Genomic DNA, 21,995 nt, shown 5'->3' with positions numbered 1-21,995 from the left:
CTGTGATGCGTGCAGGGTCGTTCCGGCCGAAGGGCCGCCTTCCGCTACCGCGCCACGGGCGTCGTACTCCTTGTCGTACACCTGTCGTTCGTGGGCTGGCTGACCCTGCGCCCGCTCACGGTGCCCTGGGTGTCAGCCGAAACCCTGGAGCCGCTGGCCACCATCCGCGCCGATCTGGCGCTCAGCCCGTGGGCGGCGATCCGCTCGATCGGCGGCGAACTGCTGCTGCTCGCACCGCTGGGGGTGCTGCTGCCACTGGCCGCGGGCCGGGTGGAGGCGTATCCGCTGATCTCACTGGCGCGTACGGTGCTCACCGGGGCGATGGCGGCCCTGGCGGTCGCGCTGCTGCGCAGCGAGGTGACCGGGCAGATCATGAACGTGGACTCGGTGCTGCTGAACACCGCCGGGGTGGCGCTCGCGCATGTCCTGGTGGTCCCCGCCGTGAGGGGCGGACTCCGCCGCCGGGCTGACCGGGCGCGCTCCACGGCCCTCCCCCGGGAGGAGGGGACTCCGACGGTGACCCCGACGATTCACAGGGTCGGGCTGGCACCCTGGAGCGACGCCTCGACGGGCTCGCGTCCCTAGCGTTGGAGGTATCGGGAAGAGCTTCCCGGGTACCCCGGCCTCCGGTCCACCACGGATCGCACCGGTCCGGAGTCCGACGAGACGAGGAGTCACACCATGGCCGCCGCACTGTCCCGCCCCCGTAGCCAGAAGATGATCGCCGGAGTCTGCGCGGGGCTGGCCCGCCGCTTCGGCACCACCCCGACCACGATGCGGGTGATCTTCGTGGCTTCCTGTCTGCTGCCGGGTCCGCAGTTCGTGCTCTACCTGGCGCTGTGGTTCCTGCTCCCGGCGGAGGACGGCCACCGCGAGGCATGGTGACGCGGGGCGGTGCGGCCCGCCCCGGGCGCACCGCGCCGTACCGCGGTTACAGCCCCGCCTTCTCCAGCTTCGCAAGCTGCTTGTCGACGATCACCCGCGGCACCGGGAACTCGCTGAGCCCCTTGAAGTCCACGCCCATGAAGAGGGCGACGGTCGAGCCGGAGCGCACCGCGACCACCCGCATCGGGATCTTCGTCCCCTGGGCGGAGGCGGTCAGTCCGTAGCCGACGCTGTCGTCCCCGGCCGCCTTGAGGGGCTCTGGCCGCACCTCGCTGTAGCGCACGGTCCGCCCGCTGAGCGTGGTGCTGAACCCGCCGGAGCACTTGCCGAGCGCGGCCTTCAGCTCACGCATGAAGGTCTTGGCCTCCGCCGCGCCGTAGCTGCTGATCCCGGCCGTGACGCCCTTGTACGGCGCCTTGTGGCCGTTCACCCCGCGCCGCACGGTCTCCTTGGCCGCGGGGCTCGGCTCGTCACCGGTGGCGTCGGCGAGCGGCTGGCAGGCGCGGGTGCCGGACTTCGGCTGACCGCTGGCCCAGTTCTCGGCCTTGCGGGTGGTGACCCGGTAGCCCTTGAGGTCGCCCTGCGCCAGGGCGGCCTTCTCCAGCCGGGTGGGGGCCGGAGCGGCGGACCGGCTGCGGTCGGCGGACGGGGTGGCCTTGGCGTCACTGTCGTCCGAACCGCCGCCGCACGCGGTGGTGAGGGCCAGGAGGGGACAGGCCAGGAGGGCCGTCACGGTGGTCGCGCGGGTCCGCCCGGACCGCGCCGCCGGTCTGCTCGTCGATGTCCGCACGGGAGGCTCCCCCACAGTCGGCCGCCGGTCTGCCGCGGCATGTCGGCATGATCCTGGCATACGACGCGGCCGGGCCGCACACCCCTGTACGGGACGCGCGGCCCGGCCCGTCGCCGGACGTGCGGATCAGCCCAGGCGCAGGCCGTTGCCCAGCACACCGCCGACCGGGAGCTTGCCGAGCAGCCCCTGGTCGGGCGCGGCCTTGCCGGCCGCGGGCTTGCCGGCGCCCTGGCCGGGGATCTGCGGGGTGGCCGCGCCACCGCCGGGCACCGGGGCAGGCGAGACCGCCGACGCGGTGCTGCCTCCGGCGATGATGGCGACCGTGCCGAGGGCAACGACGCCGAGGGTCTTCAGGGTTCCCTGCTTCATCAGAAATCTGTCCTTGAGACGGGGGCTTGACCGATACGAAAACGTAGTCATGGATTTCGCCTGCCCGCAAACACCGGAAAGGGCTGCCGTGACATCACGCCGTATCGGTCAACTCCGCGCCCCGCCTCGTGAGATCAGCTCTCGTCGCCGGCAGAACCCCTGGTCACAGCGGACTCGGACGCCACTTGGCGGAACAGCCATTCGGACTTCAATTCAGCATACCCAGGCTTGATCACGTCATTGATCATCGCCAGACGTTCACCAAAAGGAATGAAGGCCGACTTCATGGCATTGACCGTGAACCACTGCATGTCGTCCAGCGAATAGTGGAATGTTGATACGAGATGCTGGAATTCAGCACTCATACTCGTTCCACTCATCAGACGATTATCCGTATTGACGGTGGCCCGGAAGTGCAGCCGGCGCAGCAGTCCGATGGGGTGCTCGGCGTACGAACTGGCCGCGCCCGTCTGGAGGTTGGAGGTCGGGCACAGCTCCAGCGGGATGCGCTTGTCCCGGACGTAGGAGGCGAGGCGGCCCAGTGTGATGCTGCCGTCGTCCGCCACCTCGATGTCGTCGATGATGCGGACGCCGTGGCCGAGCCGGTCCGCACCGCACCACTGGAGCGCCTGCCAGATGGACGGCAGCCCGAACGCCTCACCCGCGTGGATGGTGAAGTGGTTGTTCTCCCGCTTCAGGTACTCGAAGGCGTCCAGGTGGCGGGTGGGCGGGAAGCCCGCCTCGGCACCCGCGATGTCGAAGCCGACGACGCCGAGGTCGCGGTAGCGGTTGGCGAGTTCGGCGATCTCCAGGGCGCGGGCCGCGTGGCGCATCGCGGTCAGCAGGGCCCCCACCCGGATGCGGTGGCCGTTCTCGCGGGCCCGCCGCTCACCCTCACGGAAGCCCTCGTTGACGGCCTCGACGACCTCCTCCAGGGACAGCCCCTTCTCCAGGTGCTGCTCGGGGGCGTAGCGCACCTCGGCATAGACGACCCCGTCGGCGGCGAGGTCCTCGGCGCATTCGGCGGCGACCCGGACCAGCGCGTCCCGGGTCTGCATGACGGCGCAGGTGTGCGAGAAGGTCTCCAGATAGCGCTCCAGCGAACCGGAGTCGGCGGCCTCGCGGAACCAGACGCCCAGCTTGTCCGGCTCGGCCTCGGGCAGTGCGTCGTACCCCGTCTCGCGGGCGAGGTCGATGATGGTGCCGGGGCGCAGCCCGCCGTCGAGGTGGTCGTGCAGCAGCACCTTGGGGGCGCGGCGGATCTGTTCGGGGGTGGGTTGGTGGGTGTGCTCGCTCGTCATCTGCGAAGCCTAGCCCCTACGCGCGTAGAACGGGATGGATAGATACGCAACAGTGACCCGCACGGGTAGTGGAGTACACCTGTCCTTCTGCGATCGTGTCGGCATGGCTCAGCAAGCGTTGCCCGAACGGGGCGCACGGCTGGGGCGGCCGATGGGCGCGGCCGCCGCGCGGAGGACCGTACAGGGTGTGGTGCTGCTGCTCCCGGGCGGTGAGGCCGTCGGGACCCGGCGCCCCTCCCGGATGTCGGCGGCGGCCGTACTGCCACTGGCCCGAAGACTGGTGCGGGCCGGTCAGGAGGAGGGTCTGACCGCCCATGTCGTCCGCTATCGGCGGCGCGGCTGGAACGGCTCCGCAGCGGACCCCGCCGCGGATGCCGCATGGGCGGCGGACGAGGTGGGGCGGCTCTACGGCGACGTACCGGTCTGTCTCACCGGTCACGGCATGGGCGGCCGGGCCGCCCTTCATGCCGCCGGACACCCGGCCGTCACCTCGGTGGTCGCCCTCGCCCCCTGGCTGCCGGAACCGGAACCGGACACGGACCCGACCCCCGAACCGGTGAAACAGCTCACGGGGCGGCAGGTGCTGATCGCCCACGGGACCAATGACGAGCGCACCGACCCCGATCTGTCCTACCGGCTGGCGGAACGGGCCAAGAAGATCAACCGGGATGTGTGCCGGTTTGAGGTGCACAGCGACGGCCACGGTCTGCACCAGCACCGCTCCGAAGTCCAGGCCCTCACCGCGGACTTCCTGCTCGGCTCCCTCTTCGCCACCGGCTACTCCCGCCCGGTGGCCGACGCGCTGGCGGCTCCGCCGCCGCTGGGCCTGCGGATGCCGCTGGCGGCGGGCTTCGGCTCCACGCTGCGCCGCTGAGCGCTGCGGGGGGCCGTTGCCGCTGCCGTGACGCGTCCGCGGCCACGTCGCGGCCGGTCGCGCCCACGCGGCGGAGCCGTACGCCGGCACAGGCCCGCGCCCGCCACCACTGGCGGACCGGGACCGGAAAGGGCGGAGGGGCCGCTCGCTGGACAGGGGCGAGCGGCCCCTCCGGGCCTGTGGGGGGGCGTTCAGGCGCGGACGGGGACACCGCGCAGGGCCTGGCGGGCCACCTCCGCGCGCCGCTCCACCTGGGCCTGACGGGTGCCGTAGAGCGTGATCCCCGCCGCGCCGGTCACGGCCGCGAGGCCGAGCACGACCACACCGGACCATCCGGCCGCGTGGAAGGCGAGGGCGCCCAGCGCGCCACCGGCGCTGCTGCCCAGGTAGTACGACGCCTGGTAGAGCGCCGCGGCCTGGGCCCGCCCGGTCTTCGCGGTGCGGCTGACCGCCGAGGAGGCCGCCGCATGGCCCGCGAAGAAGCCCGCGGTGATCAGCACCAGACCGAGCAGCACCGCGCCGATCGAGTCCAGCAGGGACAGCAGCAGTCCGGCCGCGGTGGTGGTCACCGCGACGTACAGGGCGCCGCGGCGGCCCAGACGGCCGACCAGCTTGCCGGTGGCGGCCGAGGAGACCGTGCCGACCAGGTAGATCAGGAAGATCGAGCCGATCACGGACTGCGAGAGGCCGAAGGGCTCGGCCACCAGCCGGTAGCCGATCACCGTGTAGACGGCGCCGAAGACGGTCATGAAGAGCGCGCCGATCGCGTACAGCCGGCACAGCAGCGGGTCGCGGAGGTGTCCGGCGACGGTACGGCCCAGGTCGCGCGGACTCACCGCGGTCGGGGTGAAGTGCCGGGCCGGGGGCAGCAGCAGCCGGAAGGCCACCGCGCACAGCAGCGCCATGACGCCGACCGCGGCCAGCGCGGTCCGCCAGCCCCAGCCGTCGGCCACCCAGCCGGTGAGGATCCGGCCGCTCATACCGCCGATGCTGTTGCCCGCCACGAACAGCCCGATCGCGCCGATCAGGGCCTTGGGCTGCACCTCCTCCGAGAGGTACGCCATCGCCGAGGCGGGGATCCCGGCCAGGGCCGCGCCCTGGACCGCGCGCAGTCCGATCAGCCAGCCCAGGTCGGGGGCGAACGGCACCAGCAGGGCGAGCGCCACCGCGATGGTGAGCGAGCCCGTCATCATCGCGCGGCGGCCGAACCGCTCGGACAGGGCGCTCAGCGGGAGCACCGCGAGCGCCAGACCCGCGGTGGCCGCGGAGACGCTCCAGCTCGCCCGGTCGGCCTGGACATGGAGGTCGCCGGAGATGGCGGGCAGCAGCGCCTGGGTCGAGTAGAGCAGGGCGAACGTCGCGATCCCTGCGGTGAAGAGGGCGAACCGCATCCGGACGTAGCCGGGGCGGCCCGGGCTCATCCGCTCGGGAGCGGGCGCGGCGGCGGTGGAGAGAGGTGCGGAGGACAGCGCGGGGGAGGCGTCCACACGGTGGTTCCCGGTGGACGCCCCGGTATCAGCGGGAGGCATGGTTCGACCGTATGTACCCACGGCTGATGCGTCCAATGCACGGAATCAAGATAATCGTTCCATCACAGCATCAGCCGAGGTCAGGGGCGTACGTGTCACGCATCAGTTACGAACACGACATTCCGGTGACAGGAGGAATGGAGGCGGAGGAGGAGTCATGGGCGGTGGCGCTCACCCCGCGGCTCGCCCAGTTCGCCGCCGTGGCCCGCCACGAGCACGTCACCCGGGCCGCCCAGGAGCTCGGGGTACCGCAGTCCACGCTCAGCCGGGCGATGGTCCGGCTGGAGGAGGACCTCGGGGTCGCGCTGTTCGCCCGGCGCGGCCGCACGGTGGCGCTCACCCCGGCGGGCCGGACCTTTCTGCGCTCGGTGGAACGGGCCCTGGCCGAGGTGGACCGCGCCGCCGAGTCGGTACGGGCGGACGCCGATCCCGCCGCCGGGCGGGTCTCGTTCGGCTTTCTGCACACCCTCGGCTCGGAGACCGTGCCCGGACTGATCCGCGCCTTCCGGGTGGACCATCCCCGGGTCCGCTTCCAGCTGGTGCAGAACTACGGCGAGGCGATGATCGAGCGGATGCGGGCGGGCGGCCTCGACCTCTGTCTGACCTCGCCCATGCCCGACGCCCCCGATCTCGTCGCCCGGCGGCTGGACGAACAGCGGCTGCGGCTGGTGGTGCCGGACGGCCACCGGCTGGCGAACCGCCGCCGGATCCGGCTGGCCGAGGCCGCCGCCGAGGTGTTCGTCACCCTCGAACCGGGCTACGGGCTGCGCCGGATCACCGACGCGCTGTGCGCCGAGGCGGGGTTCACCCCGAAGATCGCGTTCGAGGGCGAGGAGGCGGAGACGATCCGCGGTCTGGTGGCGGCCGGACTGGGGGTGGCGCTGCTGCCGCCCCCGGCGGTGCCGCGCCCCGGAGTGGCCGAACTGACGGTCACCGCGCCGCGCGCGGTGCGGGAGATCGGCGTCGCCTGGCTGGACGGCCATCCGGACACCCCTCCGGTGGCGGCCTTCAAGCGCTTCCTGCTGAGCAGGAGGGGGCAACTGCTGGACTGAATCCCTGGACTAACATTCGATCAACTCGGGCCGCCGGCAGGCGAAGCCCGGCATCGACAAGAGTTCTTTCTCTGAAAGGGCAACGGGGACTTGCGATCCAACAGAAGGCTGCGCTCCAGCAGGAAGCGCCGGATATCCATCGTCGCGGTGTGCGCCGCGGCGGCGATCACCGGAGGGGTGCTCTCGTCCAGCGCGTTCGGCACCGGCGACGAGGAACGGCCCGCGACGGCGAAGCCGTCCACGGCCTCCCTGCCGGTCACGGACAACGCCGGGGCCGCCACCGATGACGCCACCTTCGACAAGGGCGTCATGACGCTGAAGGCGGCGCCCGCCGCGCAGCGCAAGGCCGCGGCGGCACAGCCCCACGGTGAGGGCTGGAAGCTGGGCGGTCCGGGCAAGGCGCTGGCCACCGGCTACACGATCAAGTTCTACGACCAGAAGTCCGCGGACTGGCTGTCCCGTTACGCGAAGGCGACCGCGGCGGACCTCCGGCGGGTCACCCATCTGCCGATCACCGTGGACACCACACCGGTCGGCTGGGAGTACGAGCGGCCCAGGGGCGAGATCGTCATGGGCGTGCTCAAGCGCCCCTGCGTCCCGCCCGCGGACGGCGGCAGCCACGGCTGGAAGGTCGTCCACGACGGTTCCGGCACCAAGAACCTCAGCTGCGGCTTCTACGCCTCGTCGGTGGCCGACACGGTCACCAGCGGCCACACCTACATCGACAGCTCGTTCTTCACCGCGGACGGCAAGCCGCTGCCGTCCTGGGGCGAGACGTTCATGCGCAACCACATCAGCCATGAGCTCGGGCACACGATGGGCATGACGCACGCCAACCGCAGCTCCGCGCGCGGCGACTGCGTCAAGGGCACCGACTCCGGCCAGAAGCCGGTGATGTGCACCCCGGCCGACGCCTACCAGGACAAGCGCGCGGGCACCTACGTCCAGCAGTTCGACGTCCAGGGCCTGCGCCATCTCGCCAAGGGCGCCGGGGCCACCCTCTCGCCCCAGGGCAAGGTGACCGGCATCGGCGGCAAGTGCCTGGACGTCAAGGGCGGCAAGGCCGCCAACGGCACCCAGATCCAGGTCTTCCGCTGCCATGGAAAAGCCTCCCAGTCCTGGCTGCTGGAGCAGGACGGGACCTTCCGTGCCAACGGCAAGTGCCTGGACGACGCCGGCAACGCGGCCACCGACGGCAACAAGATCCAGCTCTCCGACTGCACCGGCAAGGCGTCGCAGAAGTGGTCGGTCAACGCCAAGGGCCAGATCGTCCACGTCGCCTCGGGCAAGGTGCTCGATGTGACCGGCGGCTCCACCGCCGACAGCACCAAGGTCCAGCTCCACTCGGCCAACTCCAACAAGCGACAGGTGTGGGTCGCCCCGAAGTAGCGCGTACACGCCGAGAGGGCCGGACGGGGAACTCCCCGTCCGGCCCTCTCGCGTCGGTGCGCCGCGCGTTATGCGATGCGTTCCATGACGATCGGCGAGGCGGTGAACTCCGTACCGGCCGGGGCGTAGTCGACCGCGCCGTCCAGGGCCTGGAGGGCGTAGTCGAACTTCTCGGGGGTGTCGGTGTGCAGGGTCAGCAGCGGCTGACCGGCGGTGACCCGCTCCCCCGGCTTGGCGTGGATCTCGATACCGGCGCCCGCCTGCACCGGGTCCTCCTTGCGGGCGCGGCCCGCGCCCAGCCGCCAGGCGGCGACACCGACCGCGTAGGCGTCCAGCCGGGTGAGTACCCCGTCGGCGGTGGCCGGGACCACCTGTCGCTCACGGGCGACCGGCAGCTCCGCGTCCGGGTCGCCGCCCTGGGCGGCGATCATGCGGCGCCAGTGGTCCATCGCGGAGCCGTCCGCGAGGGCCTTGGCCGGGTCGGCGTCGGGCAGGCCCGCGGCGTCGAGCATCTCCCGGGCCAGGGCGAGGGTGAGCTCCACGACATCGGCGGGACCGCCGCCCGCCAGCACCTCGACGGACTCGCGGACCTCGAGCGCGTTGCCCGCCGTCAGACCGAGCGGGGTGGACATGTCGGTGAGCAGCGCGACGGTGCGCACACCGTGGTCGGTGCCCAGGCCCACCATGGTCCGGGCCAGCTCCCGGGCGGCGTCGATGTCCTTCATGAAGGCGCCGGAGCCGACCTTGACATCGAGCACCAGCGAACCGGTGCCCTCGGCGATCTTCTTGGACATGATCGACGAGGCGATGAGCGGGATGGACTCGACGGTGCCGGTCACATCGCGCAGCGCGTAGAGCTTCTTGTCGGCCGGGGCGAGTCCGTCGCCCGCGGCGCAGATGACCGAGCCGACGTCCCGCAGCACGTCCATCATCTCGTCGTTGGACAGCAGCGCCCGCCAGCCGGGGATGGACTCCAGCTTGTCGAGGGTGCCGCCGGTGTGGCCGAGACCGCGGCCGGAGAGCTGCGGTACGGCGGCGCCGCAGGCGGCCACCAGGGGCGCCAGCGGCAGGGTGATCTTGTCGCCCACGCCACCGGTGGAGTGCTTGTCGGCGGTGGGGCGGGTGAGCGAGGAGAAGTCCATCCGCTCACCGGACGCGATCATGGCGGCGGTCCAGCGGGCGATCTCCGCGCGGTCCATCCCGTTGAGGAAGATCGCCATCGCGAGCGCGGACATCTGCTCGGGGTCGACCTCGCCGCGGGTGTAGGCGTCGATGATCCAGTCGATCTGGCCGTCGTCGAGGCGGCCGCCGTCGCGCTTGGCGCGGATGACGGAGATGGCGTCCATGGTGGGGTGCGGGCCCTTTCTCAACGGGTGCGGGCGCCGCAGGTACGGGGCGCCGGGGAAGGAGGGGGCGCGGCCCGGTGGTGGCCGGACCGCACCCGGAAGGCCGCCGTCAGGCGCCGAGGCGTTCGAGGTCGGCCGGGCCGAAGGCGTCCGGCAGCAGCTCGGAGAGCAGTCGGACGCCGGAGGCCGTGTCGATCCGGAGACCGGGGCCGCCGTGCTCCCACAGGAGCTGGCGGCAGCGGCCGCAGGGCATCAGCACCGCGCCCTCGCCGTCGCAGCAGGTGAAGGCGGTGAGCCGGCCGCCGCCGGAGGCGAAGAGCGCCGAGACCAGTCCGCATTCGGCGCACAGGGCGACACCGTACGCCGCGTTCTCCACATTGCACCCGGTGACCGTGCGGCCGTCGTCGACAAGCGCCGCGGCGCCCACCGGGAAGCGGGAGTACGGGGCGTAGGCCCGGGACATCGCGTCCCGGGCCGCCGCGCGCAGCGACTCCCAGTCGGGAGCCGCCGCAGCGGGTGTCGTCATGTGCCCTGTCCCTTCCGGTAGGGCCGGTTGTTGGCCTTGGGCATCCGCAGCCGTTGTGAGGCCAGGGCCATCACCAGCAGGGTGACGATGTACGGGGTACCGGCGACCAGGTCGTTGGAGACGGTGTCGGTCAGCAGGTACCAGACCATCAGCAGCACCGCACCGGCACCGGCCGTCGCGCCCGCCAGATAACTCTTGCGGAAGAGCCGCCAGCCCGCCAGCAGAGCGAGGCCGAGTGCCACCAGCAGGAGCAGCGCATGCACGGTGGCACCGCCGTTGCGGAGCTGGAGGGCGTCGGAGTAGCCGAACAGACCCGCGCCCATCGCCAGCCCGCCGGGCCGCCAGTTGCCGAAGAGCATCGCGGCGAGACCGATGTAGCCGCGGCCGCCGGTCTGGCCCTCGTTGTAGATGTGCGAGCGGACCAGGGCGAGGAAGACCCCGCCGAGCCCGGCCAGGGCACCGGAGGTGATCACGGCCAGGTACTTGTACAGGTAGACGTTGACGCCCAGGGACTCGGCCGCCGTCGGGTTCTCACCGCAGGACCGCAGCCGCAGTCCGAACGAGGTCTTCCACAGCACGAAGAAGCTGCCGACGACCAGCACGATGGTCAGCACGGTGAGCACCGAGATGTCGGTGACCAGGCCACCGAGGATGCCGGCGACGTCCGAGACCACGAACCAGTGGTGGTTCTCCAGGGTCGACAGCCAGTCGGACAGACCGGGCACGGTGAACGTCGGGAGGTCGTCGACCTGCGGGGAGTTCTTGGGCGAGCCGCCGATGTCGCTCAGCGGTTCGAACCAGCGCTTGGCCAGATAGGTGGTGGCACCGAGCGCGAGGATGTTGATCGCCACACCGGAGATGATGTGGTCCACCCCGAAGGTGACGGTGGCGACGGCGTGGACCAGACCGCCGAGGGCGCCGCCGAGGACACCCGCGAGCACACCGATCCAGGGGTTGCTCTGGTAACCGGCCCAGGCGCCGAAGAAGGTGCCGAGGATCATCATGCCCTCGAGACCGATGTTGACCACACCGGCCCGCTCGGCCCACAGACCGCCCAGGCCCGCGAGGCCGATGGGCACCGCCAGGCCCAGCGCGGCGCCGATCTGGTCGGCGGAGGTGACACGGTCGAAGTCCGCCTGCTGGGCGGCGTCGACGAAGGTCCGCAGCACCGACAGGGCGATCAGCGCCCCGGCGATGATCAGCAGCACCTTGGCCAGGGACATCCGGGAGGCGGGCTTGGTGTCCTTGCCCGGCGTGGGCGTGCTCTTGGTGGTGGTCACCGTGGCACTCATGCCGGCACCTCCTGCTTGTCACTCTTGGCGGCCTTGGCCTGGGCGGCGAGCTCCGCACCGACCTTCTGCTGCTGGCGCTTGAGGCCGTAGCGGCGCACCAGTTCGTACGCGATGACGACGCACAGGACGATCACGCCCTGCATCACGCCGACGATCTCCTTGTCGTAGCCCTCGAACTCCAGCCGGTTGGCACCGCGCTCCAGGAAGCCCCAGAGCAGGGCGGCCAGGGCGATGCCGACCGGGCTGTTACGGCCGAGCAGGGCGATGGCGATACCGGTGAAGCCCACGCCGACGGGGAAGTCGGCGGTGAACTGGTGGGTGTCGTTCAGCACGGTGGGCATGCCGATCAGACCGGCCATCGCGCCGGAGAGCAGCATGCTGCTGAGGACCATGCGCTTGACGTTGACACCGCTGGCCTCGGCAGCGGACTCGGAGCGGCCCACCGCGCGCAGGTCGAAGCCGAACCGGGTGCGGCCCAGCAGGAACCAGAAGCCGACCCCGGCGAGGACGGCGACGACGATGAAGCCCCAGATCGGGTCCAGGTCGCCACCGGCCGGGATGGTGAAGAAGTGGCTGGACTCCGGCAGCGCCTTGGTGGCCACGATGTTGGTCTGCTTGTCCAGGACGCCCAGTCGGCCGTCCACCAGCAGATAGCTGATGAGGATGCCCGCGAGGGAGTTCAGCATGATGGTGCTGATCACCTCGCTGACGCCGCGGTAGACCTTGAGCAGACCGGCGATCGACGCCCACATCGCGCCGACCAGCATGGCGACCAGGATGATCAGCGGGATCTGCACCAGACCGGGCAGCCCCATCGCGCCACCGGCGGCGGCGCCGAAGAAGGCGCCCAGCCGGTACTGGCCGTCGACGCCGATGTTGAACAGGTTCATCCGGAAGCCGATGGCCACCGCGAGACCCGCCAGGTAGTACGTCGTCGCCTTGTTGAGGATGTAGACCTGGCTGTCGGACTTCACCCCGTACTCGAACATCACGCCGAAGGCTTCGAACGGCGCCTTGCCGGTCGCCGCCAGCACCAGTGCGGTCAGCAGGAACGCGCTGACGATCGCGAGCAGCGGGGCCGCGACCGCGAGGAGCATCCGCTCCTTGTCGAACTTCTTCATCGGTCCTCTCCCCCAGCCGGGGCGGCGTCGGCCGGTGCGGCGGCCGGGACGGTGTCGGCCGGTGCGTCGGCGTCGGCCGAGCCCTCCAGATGGCCGGACGCCGCGCCGGTCATGGCCGAGCCCAGCTCCTCCGGGGTGATCGTGCAGGGGTCGGCGTCGGCGACCAGCCGGCCGCGGTACATCACCCGCAGGGTGTCGGACAGGCCGATCAGCTCATCGAGGTCGGCCGAGATCAGCAGTACCGCCAGGCCCTCGCGGCGGGCGGCCCGGATCTGGTCCCAGATCTGCGCCTGGGCGCCGACGTCCACACCGCGGGTGGGGTGCGCGGCGATCAGCAGCTTGGGGTGGTGGCTCATCTCCCGGCCGATGATCAGCTTCTGCTGGTTGCCGCCGGAGAGGGACGCCGCGGTGACCTCGATACCGGGGGTGCGCACGTCGTACTCGGTGACGATGCGCTCGGTGTCACGGCGCGCGGCGCCCGGGTTGAGCAGTCCGCCCTTGCTGTTGGGCTCCTCGGTGACATGGCCGAGGATGCGGTTCTCCCACAGCGGGGCCTCCAGCAGCAGGGCGTGCCGGTGGCGGTCCTCGGGGATGTAACCGATGCCGTCCTCGCGCCGCTTGCGGGTGGGGGCCTGGCTGATGTCGGTGCCGTCGAGGGTGATGACACCCACGTCGGGCTTCCGGATGCCCATGACGGCCTCGACCAGTTCGGCCTGGCCGTTGCCCTCCACACCGGCGATGCCCAGGACTTCGCCCTTGTGGATGGTGAAGTCGATGCCGTCGAGCACCGCACGCTCCACACCGTCCACATCGGTGGCGGTCAGCCGCAGACCGTCGACGGTCAGCATCTTCTGGTCGGTGACGGTGGACTCGCGGGTCTCCGGGGAGGGCAGTTCGCTGCCGACCATCAGCTCGGCGAGCTGCCGGGGGTTGGTCTCGGAGGGGACCACGGAGGCCACCGTGGTGCCGCGCCGGATGACGGTGATGTCATCGGCCACCGAGAGCACCTCGCCCAGCTTGTGGGAGATGAAGATGACGGTGAGGCCCTCGGACTTGAGCTCGCGGAGGTTGTCGAAGAGCGCGTCGACCTCCTGCGGCACCAGGACCGCGGTCGGCTCGTCGAGGATCAGCGTCCGAGCGCCGCGGTAGAGGACCTTGAGGATCTCCACCCGCTGGCGGTCGGCGACACCGAGCTCCTCCACGAGGGCGTCGGGGCGCACCCCCAGACCGTAGGAGTCGGAGATCTCCTTGATCCTGGCGCGCGCCTTGGCGCCGATGCCGTGCAGCTTCTCCGCGCCGAGGACGACGTTCTCCAGCACCGTGAAGTTGTCGGCCAGCATGAAGTGCTGGTGCACCATGCCCACGCCGCGGGATATCGCGTCCGCCGGGGAGTGCAGTTCGACCGTGGCGCCGTCGAGCGCGATGGTGCCCTCGTCCGGGCGCTGCATCCCGTAGAGGATCTTCATCAGGGTCGACTTGCCCGCACCGTTCTCGCCCACGAGGGCGTGGACGGTACCGCGGCGCACGGTGATGTCGATGTCGTGGTTGGCGACGACTCCGGGGAACCGCTTGGTGATTCCGCGGAGTTCAACGGCGATGTCCTGGACGTCGCCGGCGGGGGCGCCCTGGGGCGGGCTGGCGGCTTTGATGGCGCACTCCTGAGGGGCGTGAGCGGTGGGGCTGGCCGGGGGAGCGCCACGGACCCGGGGGGACGGCGGGTCCCCCGGGTCCGTGGCGGAAGGAGATCAGTCCTTGTAGGTGTCAGCCACCTTGATCTTGCCGTCGATGATCTTCTTCTTGGCCGCCTCGATCTTCGGCTTGATGTCGTCGATGAATCCGCCGGAGTAGGAGAGGGAGACGCCGCCGCGCTTCAGGTCGTAGGACTGGATGCCGCTCTCGGGCTTCTTGTCCTTGGCCACGCTCTTGATGAAGTCGTAGACCGAGCCGTCCACGGTCTTGATCATCGAGGTCATGATCGTGTGCTTGTACTGGGCCAGGCCCTTGTCGTAGTACTGGTCGCCGTCGACACCGATCGACCAGGTGCCCTTCTTCTTGGCGGTGGCCTCGATGGCGCCCGCGCCGGAGCCGCCGGCCGCCGAGAAGATCACGTCGACCTTGTTGGAGAGCATGCCGTCCGCGATGTCCTTGCCGCGGTCGGGCATGCCGAAGCCCTTGGCCGAACCGACCTGGACCCACTGGACGTTGAGCGCCGCCTTGGGGTTGGTGTCCTTCAGGCCCTGCTGGAAGCCGCCCGCGAACTTCTTGATCAGCGAGCTGTCGGTACCGCCGATGAAGCCGACCTTGTTGGTCTTGGTCTTCAGGCCCGCGGCCACACCGGCGAGGTAGGAGCCCTCGTGCTCGGCGGAGACCAGGCTCGCGACGTTCTTGAGGTCGACGACCGAGTCGACGATCGCGAAGTCGGTGTCCTTGTACTTCTTGGCGGCCTTGGAGAGCGAGGGGGTCCACGCGTAGCCGACGCCGATGACCGGGTTGTAGCCCTCCTCGGCCAGGCTGGCGAGCTTGTCGTAGCGGTCGGCGTCGGTGTCGCCGTCCTTCGCCGTCAGCTCCTTGCCGCCGATCTTGAAGTCCTTCTTGGCCTTGTCATAGCCCTTGGCGGCGGAGTCGTTGAAGGAGTGGTCACCGCGGCCGCCCACGTCATAGGCCAGGCCGATGCCCTTGTCCTTGCTTCCTGATTCCGAACTGCTGCCACAGGCGGTGGCGGAGAATGCGAGGGCCGCGGTGGCAAGCCCCGCGACAACTATCCTGGATACCCGGCGCACGAGGGTCCCCTCTGACTCGAAGCGCCTCCTTTGGCGCTGGCTCCGCCGCATCGTAACGCGCGTAGATGTCAGATAAAGCCCCCCTCGGAAGCCGTTATCGGATCGTCGCGAACGTGCCTTGACCGAGGGGGCGCGAGGGGGTGACGAGGCGGTGACGCGGGGTCTACAGAAGGTTCCGGTCCAGCAGCGCGGCCGCGGTGAACAGCTCCACGCCGACGCCGATGGCGCCCTCGTCCACGTCGAAGTCGCCGCAGTGCAGATCGCGCCGGGTGGTGTCGCCGACCCGGCGGACGCCCAGCCGGGCCATGGCGCCCGGCACCCGCTCCAGGTACCAGGAGAAGTCCTCGCCGCCGAGGCTCTGTTCGGTGCCCTCGACCGCGGCCGAACCACGCCGGGCGACCATGGCGTCACGCAGCAGCTCGGTGGAGCTCTCCTCGTTGACCACCGGAGGGACCCCGCGGATGTAGTTGATCTCCGACTTGGCCCGGTGCAGGGTGGCGATCTCGTCCACCGCGGCGTGCACCAGGTCCGGGGCCTCGCGCCAGGCGGGCAGGTCCAGACAGCGCACGGTTCCGGACAGCTCGGCGTGCTGCGGGATGACGTTGCAGGCGTGACCGGACTCCACCCGCCCCCAGGTCAGGGCGAGCCCGGAACGGGCGTCGACCCGGCGGGCCAGCAGCGCGGGCACCTCGGTGATCACCTTGGCGGTGGCGGTCACCAGGTCGGTGGTCAGATGCGGGCGCGCGGTGTGGCCGCCCGGCCCGTCGAGGGAGATCTCCAGCCGGTCGCAGGCCGAGGTGATCGGCCCGGTGCGCAGCCCGATCCGGCCGACCTCGACCTTGGGGTCGCAGTGCAGGGCCAGGATCCGGCCGACGCCGTCCAGCACCCCCGCCTCCATCGCGTCGGCCGCGCCGCCGGGCAGCACCTCCTCGGCGGGCTGGAACAGCAGCCGCACGGGGCGGTGCAGCCGCCCCTCACGGGCCAGCTCGGCCAGCACCAGACCGGCGCCGAGCACCACGGTGGTGTGCACATCGTGACCACAGGCATGGGCACGGTCGGCGAAGGTCGAGCGGTAGGGGACGGTCTTGGTGTCCGGGATGGGCAGTCCGTCGATGTCGGCGCGCAGCGCGAGCAGCGGCAGTGTCGTCGACAGACTGTCCTGGGGACCGATGTCACAGATGAGACCGGTGCCGGAGGGAAGCACCCGCGGGGTGAGGCCCGCACGCTCCAGCCGCGCCTTGATCGCGGCCGTGGTGCGGAACTCGCAGTTGCCGAGCTCCGGGTGCATATGCAAATCCCGCCGGAAGGCGATCAGTTCGGCGCGGAGCGCGTCGGGAAGCGCGCCGGGCAGTGCCGCGTCGGCGATGGGTGTGGCATCGGTCTCATCGAGGGACATCAATTGCTTCACCTGAAGAAGCGTAGAACGGCGACCCGGCCGTCCGAATGTCGATCAACAAAACTTCAACCGGATCGGGGAAGGAAAAGTCCCCCTCCCGGCGCATGATCTCCCTAGTCAGGGGGTATAACAGTCCGCTTTGTCGTGAGAAGCGCCACACGCCCGTCCGAGCGACGGTGTCAGGAAGCTGCCACGGCGGTCCCGGGGGTCGCGGGCCGCCCCGGGGACGACGCGGGCGGTGTCGGCGGCACCGGCGGTGCCGGGGCCGCACCAGGAGCCGCCCCGGTCGCCGTACCGGTCGCGGCGCCGGTCGCAGCGCCGGGAGACGGGCCGGTCGCCGCGCCGGGGGGCGGGCCCAGCCGGGTCACGTCCCGGGCGGTGCCGGTGACGCCCGACAGGAAGCCCTGGGCGCGCGGCGAGGCGTCGCTCGTCAGCCAGGCGGGGTCCACATCGCAGACCGCGACCTGCACCCCGGTGCCCACCAGCGCCAGCGGGAGGGTGTGCACCACGGTCGAGGGGAAGCTCACGATGGTGTGGCCGATGGGGCCGCGGCGCGCTATCAGCTCCAGCGGCAGATCGGGCCGTACGATCTCCAGCCCCACCTCGGCCGAGACCCGGTGCAGCTTCTCGGCGCTCTCCCGGCGGTGCGCGAAGTAGCGGGTGGCGCCGTGGGCACGGGCCAGACCGGCGACCGCCTCCAGATAGCGCTCCAGGTCCACCACCCCGGTCTCCACCAGCGAGGTGCCCACCAGATCGGTGCCGCGGGTGAGCCGGGGCGGGCCGAAACGGGACCGGGTCCAGGCGAAGTCATGGGCGGTGACGGTCACCCCGGGGGGCGGTTCGACCGGCATGGAGCTGAAGACCTCGACCCGGCGCTTGTCGCCCGGGGTGAGCCGACGGCGTGCGGTGGCCGACACCGGCGCGAAGACCATGTCGCGCGCCCCCCGCCCGCTGCCGCGGCGGTGCCAGCGCTCCAGCCGCTCCCCGCCCGCGAGCTGGGAGATGAACTCCATGGTGGCCGTGCCGTCGTCCACCACGACCAGATCCCGGGCGCGGGTCAGGGTCAGCAAGAGCTGGACGTAACGGGAGAAGGGATCGCCGATGACGATCCGCCCGGCGCGGCGCAGCGGTCCGCGCAGTCCGCCGATGGTCTTCAGCGGGGCGCCCGCCCCGCCGCGCGCGTCCTCCCAGCGCACCGTGAGGCCCTCGTCCCGGGCCAGCTCGGCCATCCGGCGAAGCTGGCCGCGGGTCATCGGATCGTGCGGGGAGAGCACCACCACGGTGAGGTCCAGGGCCGCGCCCAGCGACGGCGGCCGCTCCGGTCCCGCAGTACCGCGCCGCACGTCCGCGTACGCCCACTCCAGCACGTTGAGAAGCTGGACCGGGCTCTCCACGAAGGCGAGGGTGCTCGGGGGTGACGAGGGGGCGGGGGGCATCACACCGTCCACGAGGGCATCGCACCGTCCGGGGGAAGGGCCCGGACCCGGCGGGCGGCTCCCGAGTGCTCGGGGCCGCCCGCCGTCTCCGGGCGCGGGCCGGTCTCACCGGCCGGTGGGTTCACGTCGAGGTGTCTCAGACCGCGACCGGCTCGCGCTCGGCGGTCTCGCTCTCGGCGACGACGCCCGGCACCCGGCGCAGCTTCTTCATCGGGCCGAGCTCGCTCTCGTAGACCTTCTTGACGCCGTCGCCCAGCGACTCCTCGACCACGCGGATGTCACGGACGAGGCGTGTCAGGCCCTGCGGCTCCACCGACGCGGCCTGGTCCGAACCCCACATGGCGCGGTCCAGGGTGATGTGGCGCTCGATGAAGGTCGCGCCGAGCGCGACGGCGGCCAGCGTGGTCTGCAGACCGGTCTCGTGGCCGGAGTAGCCGATCGGCACATTGGGGAACTCGGCCTGGAGCGTGTTGATCACGCGCAGGTTGAGCTCCTCGGCCTTCGCCGGGTAGGTGGAGGTGGCGTGGCAGAGCAGGATGTTGTCGCTGCCCAGCACCTCGACCGCGTGGCGGATCTGCTTGGGGGTGGACATGCCCGTCGACAGGATGATCGTGCGGCCGGTCGCCCGCAGGGCGCGCAGCAGCTCGTCGTCGGTCAGCGAGGCGGAGGCCACCTTGTGGGCCGGGACGTCGAACTTCTCCAGGAAGGCGACGGCCTCGGTGTCCCACGGGGAGGCGAACCAGGAGATGCCGCGCTTCTTGCAGTGCTCGTCGATGGCGCGGTACTCGTCCTCACCGAACTCCACGCGGTGGCGGTAGTCGATGTAGGTCATCCGGCCCCAGGGGGTGTCGCGCTCGATGTCCCACTGGTCGCGAGGGGTGCAGATCTCCGGGGTTCGCTTCTGGAACTTGACCGCGTCGCAGCCCGCGTCGGCGGCCGCGTCGATCAGCTTGAACGCGTTCTCCAGGTCGCCGTTGTGGTTGATGCCGATCTCACCGGTGACGTAGACGGGCTGGCCGGGGCCGGCGGTCTTGTCGCCGAGGGTGCGGAGGCGGGAGATGGAGCTCACTTAAGACAGTTCCTTTCCGAGAATCCACGAGGCGATCTCGCGGATCGCGCCGTCACCGCCGGGGGTGGAGGTGACCGCGCGCGCTGCGCCGCGCACGACGTCGTGCGCACCTGAGACCGCCACGGGCCAGCCGACGAGGCCGAAGCACGGGAGGTCGTTGACGTCGTTGCCGACGTAGAGCACGCGCTCCGGCGCGATGCCCTGCTCCTCGCACCACTGCTTCAGTGCGAGATCTTTTCGGTCGATGCCGTGGAGCACGGGGACCTGGAGTTTGCGGGCCCGTGCGGCGACGACCGGGTTCTTCTCCGTGGACAGGATCAGCAGTGCGAGTTCCGCCCGGCGCAGGGCGGCGATCCCGAGCCCGTCACCGCGGTGCACGGCGACGAGTTCACGTCCTTCGGAGTCGATCAGCACCCTGTCGTCGGTCTGGGTGCCGTCGAAGTCGAGTACCACCGCGTCGATGTCGTCGCGGGTGGGGAGGGAGCCCGCCCGGCCCGCGTCCAGCAGCGGCGCCAGTGCGCGGGCGCGGGCCAGGTCGTGCGGATCGTCGACCTCCAGCACCCGGGCGGCGTCGGTGCGCACCAGGTCGGTACGGCCGAAGAAGCGGTGTCCGGCCTCGCGGAAGCCACGGGCGTCCATGGCGTAGGCGGCACCGGTCTCCAGGAAGTCCTGCGGGCGGTCCTGGCGGCGCGGGCGGTACGCCTTGTCGTGGTTGACGCCCATGCCGCCTGCGGCGGCGGGGACCGGGTTCACGCCCGTCGGCGCGGCGGCCGCCGCGTCGGGCACGGCGGAGGCTGCCGCGGTCCCGCCCCCCGACTCGGCGTCGGCCGGGCTCGCGGCGTCACCCGCGGTTCCGGCCGCGGCCGGAACCTCGCTGCTCGGGGTGGAGGAGACCGCCGTCGGTGCGGTCGGGGCGCCGCTGTTCTCGTCCTCGCGCCAGACGAAGCCGTGGAACGGGGCGACGGTCAGGGCGCTGTCGGCGCCCTTCTCGACCACCGCCGCGGCCACCCCGTCGATGTCCTCGCGGGCCAGGAACGGGCTGGTGCACTGGACCAGCAGCACCACGTCCACCGGTCCGCCGCCGAGCGCCTCACAGGCGTCCATGGCGTGGATCACCGCGGCCTCGCTGGTGGCGGTGTCGCCCGCGATGGCCGGGGGCCGGTGGACCACCTCGGCGCCCGCGCCGCGGGCCGCGGCGGCGATCCCGGAGTCGTCGGTGGACACCACCACGTCCGTCACCAGGCGGCTGGCCCGGCACTCCCGGACGGCGCGCGCCACCAGCGGTACGCCGCCCACGGCGGCCAGGTTCTTGGCGGGGACGCCCTTGGATCCGCCGCGGGCGGGGATCACGGCGAGTACTCGCCGGTCGGAGGACGGGGGCATCGCGGCTCCTTCGGTGCGTGGAGAGGTGGTCGCGGGGGCGGTGGTCGCCGGGGTGGTGGTCGCCGGGGTGGTGGTCGCGGGGGCGGTCACAGCTCCCCCATCCGCCGGATGACGGGTGCCACGCGCTGGACGCCGTGGCGGTACGCGCCGCGGGCCGCCTCGCGCACCGTGTGGCGCACCACCCGGCGCAGCCCTCCGGCCCCGTCCCCGTCCTCGGGCGCGGCGCCGGGGCGCGGCCGGCCGTCCGGTGCGAAGCCGTAGCGGGCCAGCCGTCCGGGCAGATAGCCGGGCGCCGTGGCACGGGTGTAGTAGGGGTCGAGCGGCGGCAGGGTGTCCGCGGCGGCCAGTGCGGCGACCCGCTCCCGGGCGGCGTCGAACCAGGTCTCGTACGGCCCGTCGGCGGCGACGCCCTGGCGGGCCAGCCACCCGGGGTCGGGCTCGGGCCGGTGTCCGGCGTCCAGCTGGTCCCAGGAGGCCAGACAGCCGGAGCCGAGGAAGTGGTGGTTGCCCAGGGCCTCGCGGATCCCCAGGTCGGTGAGGACGGCGGTGGGCACGCCCCGGTGCAGGGACTCCAGGGCGGCCGTGGAGCTGACCGTGACCAGCAGGTCGGCGGTGTCCAGGACCTCGCCCATGTTCCCGTACGCCAGGCGGAAGTTGGCGGGGACGCCGTCACCGAGCCGGTCGATCAGCTTCTGGTAGGGCAGTTCCTCGATATGGGTGGTGTGCTCACCCGGCTTGCTGCGCAGTTTGACCACGACCTCGCGGTCGGGGTGGCTGCGGGCGTGCTCCACCGCGCGGCGCAGCAGATAGGTGCGGTCCGCGCGGTTGTCGGGGACGGACGGCTGGACGGCGAAGACCACGGTGCCGCCGGGATGGGCGCGGCCGAGCCGGGCCCGCTCGTCGTAGCGGGCGCCGCCGAGGAACGGCAGCGCGCACTCCACGACGCTGTCCGCCGGGGCGCCCACGCCCCGGTAGACCTCGCGGAACCGCTCCGCGTCATGGCGGGAGTTGGCGAGCACGACATCGGCGCCGTGGCGCAGCAGCAGTCCGTCGGCCAGCTTCTCGTAGACCACGCCGACGTAGCCGGTGACGACCACCGGGCGGCGGGCGGCCCCGCGCCAGGCGTGCGCCAGACCGTGCACCATGGCCTGGACGGCCCCGCCGACCAGCGAGAGCACGATGATGTCGTAGCGGTCACGGTCCATCGCGCGGACGAACTCGGGTCCCGTCACCTCGCGCAGCGCGTCGGCGCGCACCCCCACCTCGGCGAGCTGCCGGACGGTCGGCGTCGCGCGACCGCGCAGCAGGAAGCCGTCCAGGCGGCCGCCCGTCTCCGGACCTTCGGGGACGAGGCGCTGCGCGGTGAGCGCGCCCCATTTCCACCGGGTGTCGGAGTCGGCGAGCACGGCCACTCGCGGGGATGCAGGGATAGGTGAGGACACGTCGAAGACGCTAGG

Annotated in this window: 20 protein-coding genes; 5 read left to right on the top strand and 15 right to left on the bottom strand. The window is 71.6% G+C overall.

Annotation, left to right across the window (positions count from 1 at the left end; genetic code table 11):
• Positions 1-9: 9 nt before the first annotated feature.
• Both NMK44_RS19000 and NMK44_RS18995 read left to right on the top strand, forming a co-directional pair.
• Positions 10-585, top strand: a complete 576-nt coding sequence (locus NMK44_RS19000) for a VanZ family protein (protein WP_254744592.1) — start codon at positions 10-12, stop codon at positions 583-585.
• A 96-nt stretch (positions 586-681) separates the two neighbouring features.
• The gene (locus NMK44_RS18995; protein WP_254744590.1) at positions 682-885 is read left to right on the top strand and encodes a PspC domain-containing protein; all 204 of its coding nucleotides are present in this window, start codon (positions 682-684) and stop codon (positions 883-885) included.
• A gap of 46 nt (positions 886-931) precedes the next feature.
• Here NMK44_RS18995 and NMK44_RS18990 read toward each other — a convergent pair whose 3' ends face one another.
• The 3 genes from NMK44_RS18990 to NMK44_RS18980 form a co-directional block, all read right to left on the bottom strand.
• Complete coding sequence (locus tag NMK44_RS18990) at positions 932-1,675, bottom strand: hypothetical protein (protein ID WP_254744588.1); 744 nt, start codon at positions 1,673-1,675, stop codon at positions 932-934.
• A 126-nt stretch (positions 1,676-1,801) separates the two neighbouring features.
• Positions 1,802-2,044 carry a hypothetical protein gene (locus NMK44_RS18985; RefSeq protein WP_254744586.1) on the bottom strand — a complete coding sequence of 81 codons (243 nt, stop codon included), beginning with the start codon at positions 2,042-2,044 and terminating at the stop codon, positions 1,802-1,804.
• Positions 2,045-2,178: 134 nt separating this feature from the next.
• Positions 2,179-3,345 carry an adenosine deaminase gene (locus NMK44_RS18980; RefSeq protein WP_254744584.1) on the bottom strand — a complete coding sequence of 389 codons (1,167 nt, stop codon included), beginning with the start codon at positions 3,343-3,345 and terminating at the stop codon, positions 2,179-2,181.
• 103 nt (positions 3,346-3,448) lie between these two features.
• Here NMK44_RS18980 and NMK44_RS18975 point away from each other — a divergent pair, with 103 nt between their 5' ends.
• Complete coding sequence (locus NMK44_RS18975) at positions 3,449-4,219, top strand: alpha/beta hydrolase (RefSeq protein ID WP_254744582.1); 771 nt, start codon at positions 3,449-3,451, stop codon at positions 4,217-4,219.
• Positions 4,220-4,410: 191 nt separating this feature from the next.
• On the opposite strand, the gene NMK44_RS18970 is transcribed toward NMK44_RS18975, so the two are convergent.
• Complete coding sequence (locus NMK44_RS18970) at positions 4,411-5,748, bottom strand: MFS transporter (protein ID WP_254744579.1); 1,338 nt, start codon at positions 5,746-5,748, stop codon at positions 4,411-4,413.
• Between the two features lie 137 nt (positions 5,749-5,885).
• On the opposite strand from NMK44_RS18970, the gene NMK44_RS18965 reads away from it, so the two are divergent.
• Together NMK44_RS18965 and NMK44_RS18960 are read left to right on the top strand one after the other, a co-directional pair.
• Complete coding sequence (locus tag NMK44_RS18965) at positions 5,886-6,800, top strand: LysR family transcriptional regulator (protein ID WP_374215300.1); 915 nt, start codon at positions 5,886-5,888, stop codon at positions 6,798-6,800.
• A 90-nt stretch (positions 6,801-6,890) separates the two neighbouring features.
• Positions 6,891-8,189 (top strand): ricin-type beta-trefoil lectin domain protein, encoded by a 1,299-nt coding sequence (locus tag NMK44_RS18960; protein ID WP_254744576.1) that lies wholly within the window; start codon positions 6,891-6,893, stop codon positions 8,187-8,189.
• A 68-nt stretch (positions 8,190-8,257) separates the two neighbouring features.
• Here NMK44_RS18960 and NMK44_RS18955 read toward each other — a convergent pair whose 3' ends face one another.
• The 11 genes from NMK44_RS18955 to NMK44_RS18905 all read right to left on the bottom strand — a co-directional run bounded on the left by NMK44_RS18955 (position 8,258) and on the right by NMK44_RS18905 (position 21,944).
• A complete protein-coding gene (locus tag NMK44_RS18955) occupies positions 8,258-9,535 on the bottom strand; it encodes a thymidine phosphorylase (protein ID WP_254744574.1) in 1,278 nt (425 codons plus the stop codon).
• 109 nt (positions 9,536-9,644) lie between these two features.
• Positions 9,645-10,061: a cytidine deaminase gene (locus tag NMK44_RS18950; RefSeq protein WP_254744572.1), complete on the bottom strand. Its 417-nt coding sequence runs from the start codon at positions 10,059-10,061 to the stop codon at positions 9,645-9,647.
• Complete coding sequence (locus NMK44_RS18945) at positions 10,058-11,353, bottom strand: ABC transporter permease (RefSeq protein ID WP_254744570.1); 1,296 nt, start codon at positions 11,351-11,353, stop codon at positions 10,058-10,060. Before NMK44_RS18945 ends, NMK44_RS18950 begins: the two co-directional genes overlap by 4 nt.
• A complete protein-coding gene (locus NMK44_RS18940) occupies positions 11,350-12,474 on the bottom strand; it encodes an ABC transporter permease (RefSeq protein WP_254744568.1) in 1,125 nt (374 codons plus the stop codon). Before NMK44_RS18940 ends, NMK44_RS18945 begins: the two co-directional genes overlap by 4 nt.
• Positions 12,471-14,123, bottom strand: coding sequence for an ABC transporter ATP-binding protein (locus tag NMK44_RS18935; RefSeq protein WP_254744669.1), 1,653 nt, complete (start codon positions 14,121-14,123; stop codon positions 12,471-12,473). Before NMK44_RS18935 ends, NMK44_RS18940 begins: the two co-directional genes overlap by 4 nt.
• A 96-nt stretch (positions 14,124-14,219) precedes the next feature.
• Positions 14,220-15,254, bottom strand: coding sequence for a BMP family lipoprotein (locus NMK44_RS18930; RefSeq protein ID WP_254744566.1), 1,035 nt, complete (start codon positions 15,252-15,254; stop codon positions 14,220-14,222).
• Positions 15,255-15,417: 163 nt separating this feature from the next.
• Complete coding sequence (locus NMK44_RS18925; protein WP_254744667.1) at positions 15,418-16,650, bottom strand: amidohydrolase; 1,233 nt, start codon at positions 16,648-16,650, stop codon at positions 15,418-15,420.
• A gap of 179 nt (positions 16,651-16,829) precedes the next feature.
• Complete coding sequence (locus tag NMK44_RS18920; RefSeq protein ID WP_254744564.1) at positions 16,830-18,086, bottom strand: hypothetical protein; 1,257 nt, start codon at positions 18,084-18,086, stop codon at positions 16,830-16,832.
• A 136-nt stretch (positions 18,087-18,222) separates the two neighbouring features.
• Positions 18,223-19,155 (bottom strand): N-acetylneuraminate synthase family protein, encoded by a 933-nt coding sequence (locus NMK44_RS18915; protein ID WP_254744562.1) that lies wholly within the window; start codon positions 19,153-19,155, stop codon positions 18,223-18,225.
• Complete coding sequence (locus NMK44_RS18910; RefSeq protein ID WP_254744665.1) at positions 19,156-20,538, bottom strand: acylneuraminate cytidylyltransferase; 1,383 nt, start codon at positions 20,536-20,538, stop codon at positions 19,156-19,158.
• An 86-nt stretch (positions 20,539-20,624) separates the two neighbouring features.
• The gene (locus NMK44_RS18905; protein WP_254744663.1) at positions 20,625-21,944 is read right to left on the bottom strand and encodes a DUF6716 putative glycosyltransferase; all 1,320 of its coding nucleotides are present in this window, start codon (positions 21,942-21,944) and stop codon (positions 20,625-20,627) included.
• Positions 21,945-21,995 lie beyond the last annotated feature (51 nt).

It is taken from the genome of Streptomyces cucumeris (assembly GCF_024295805.1).
GTDB lineage: Bacteria > Actinomycetota > Actinomycetes > Streptomycetales > Streptomycetaceae > Streptomyces > Streptomyces cucumeris.
The sequence above is the reverse complement of the archived record's forward strand: the minus strand, read 5'-3'. Positions and strand labels throughout refer to the sequence as shown.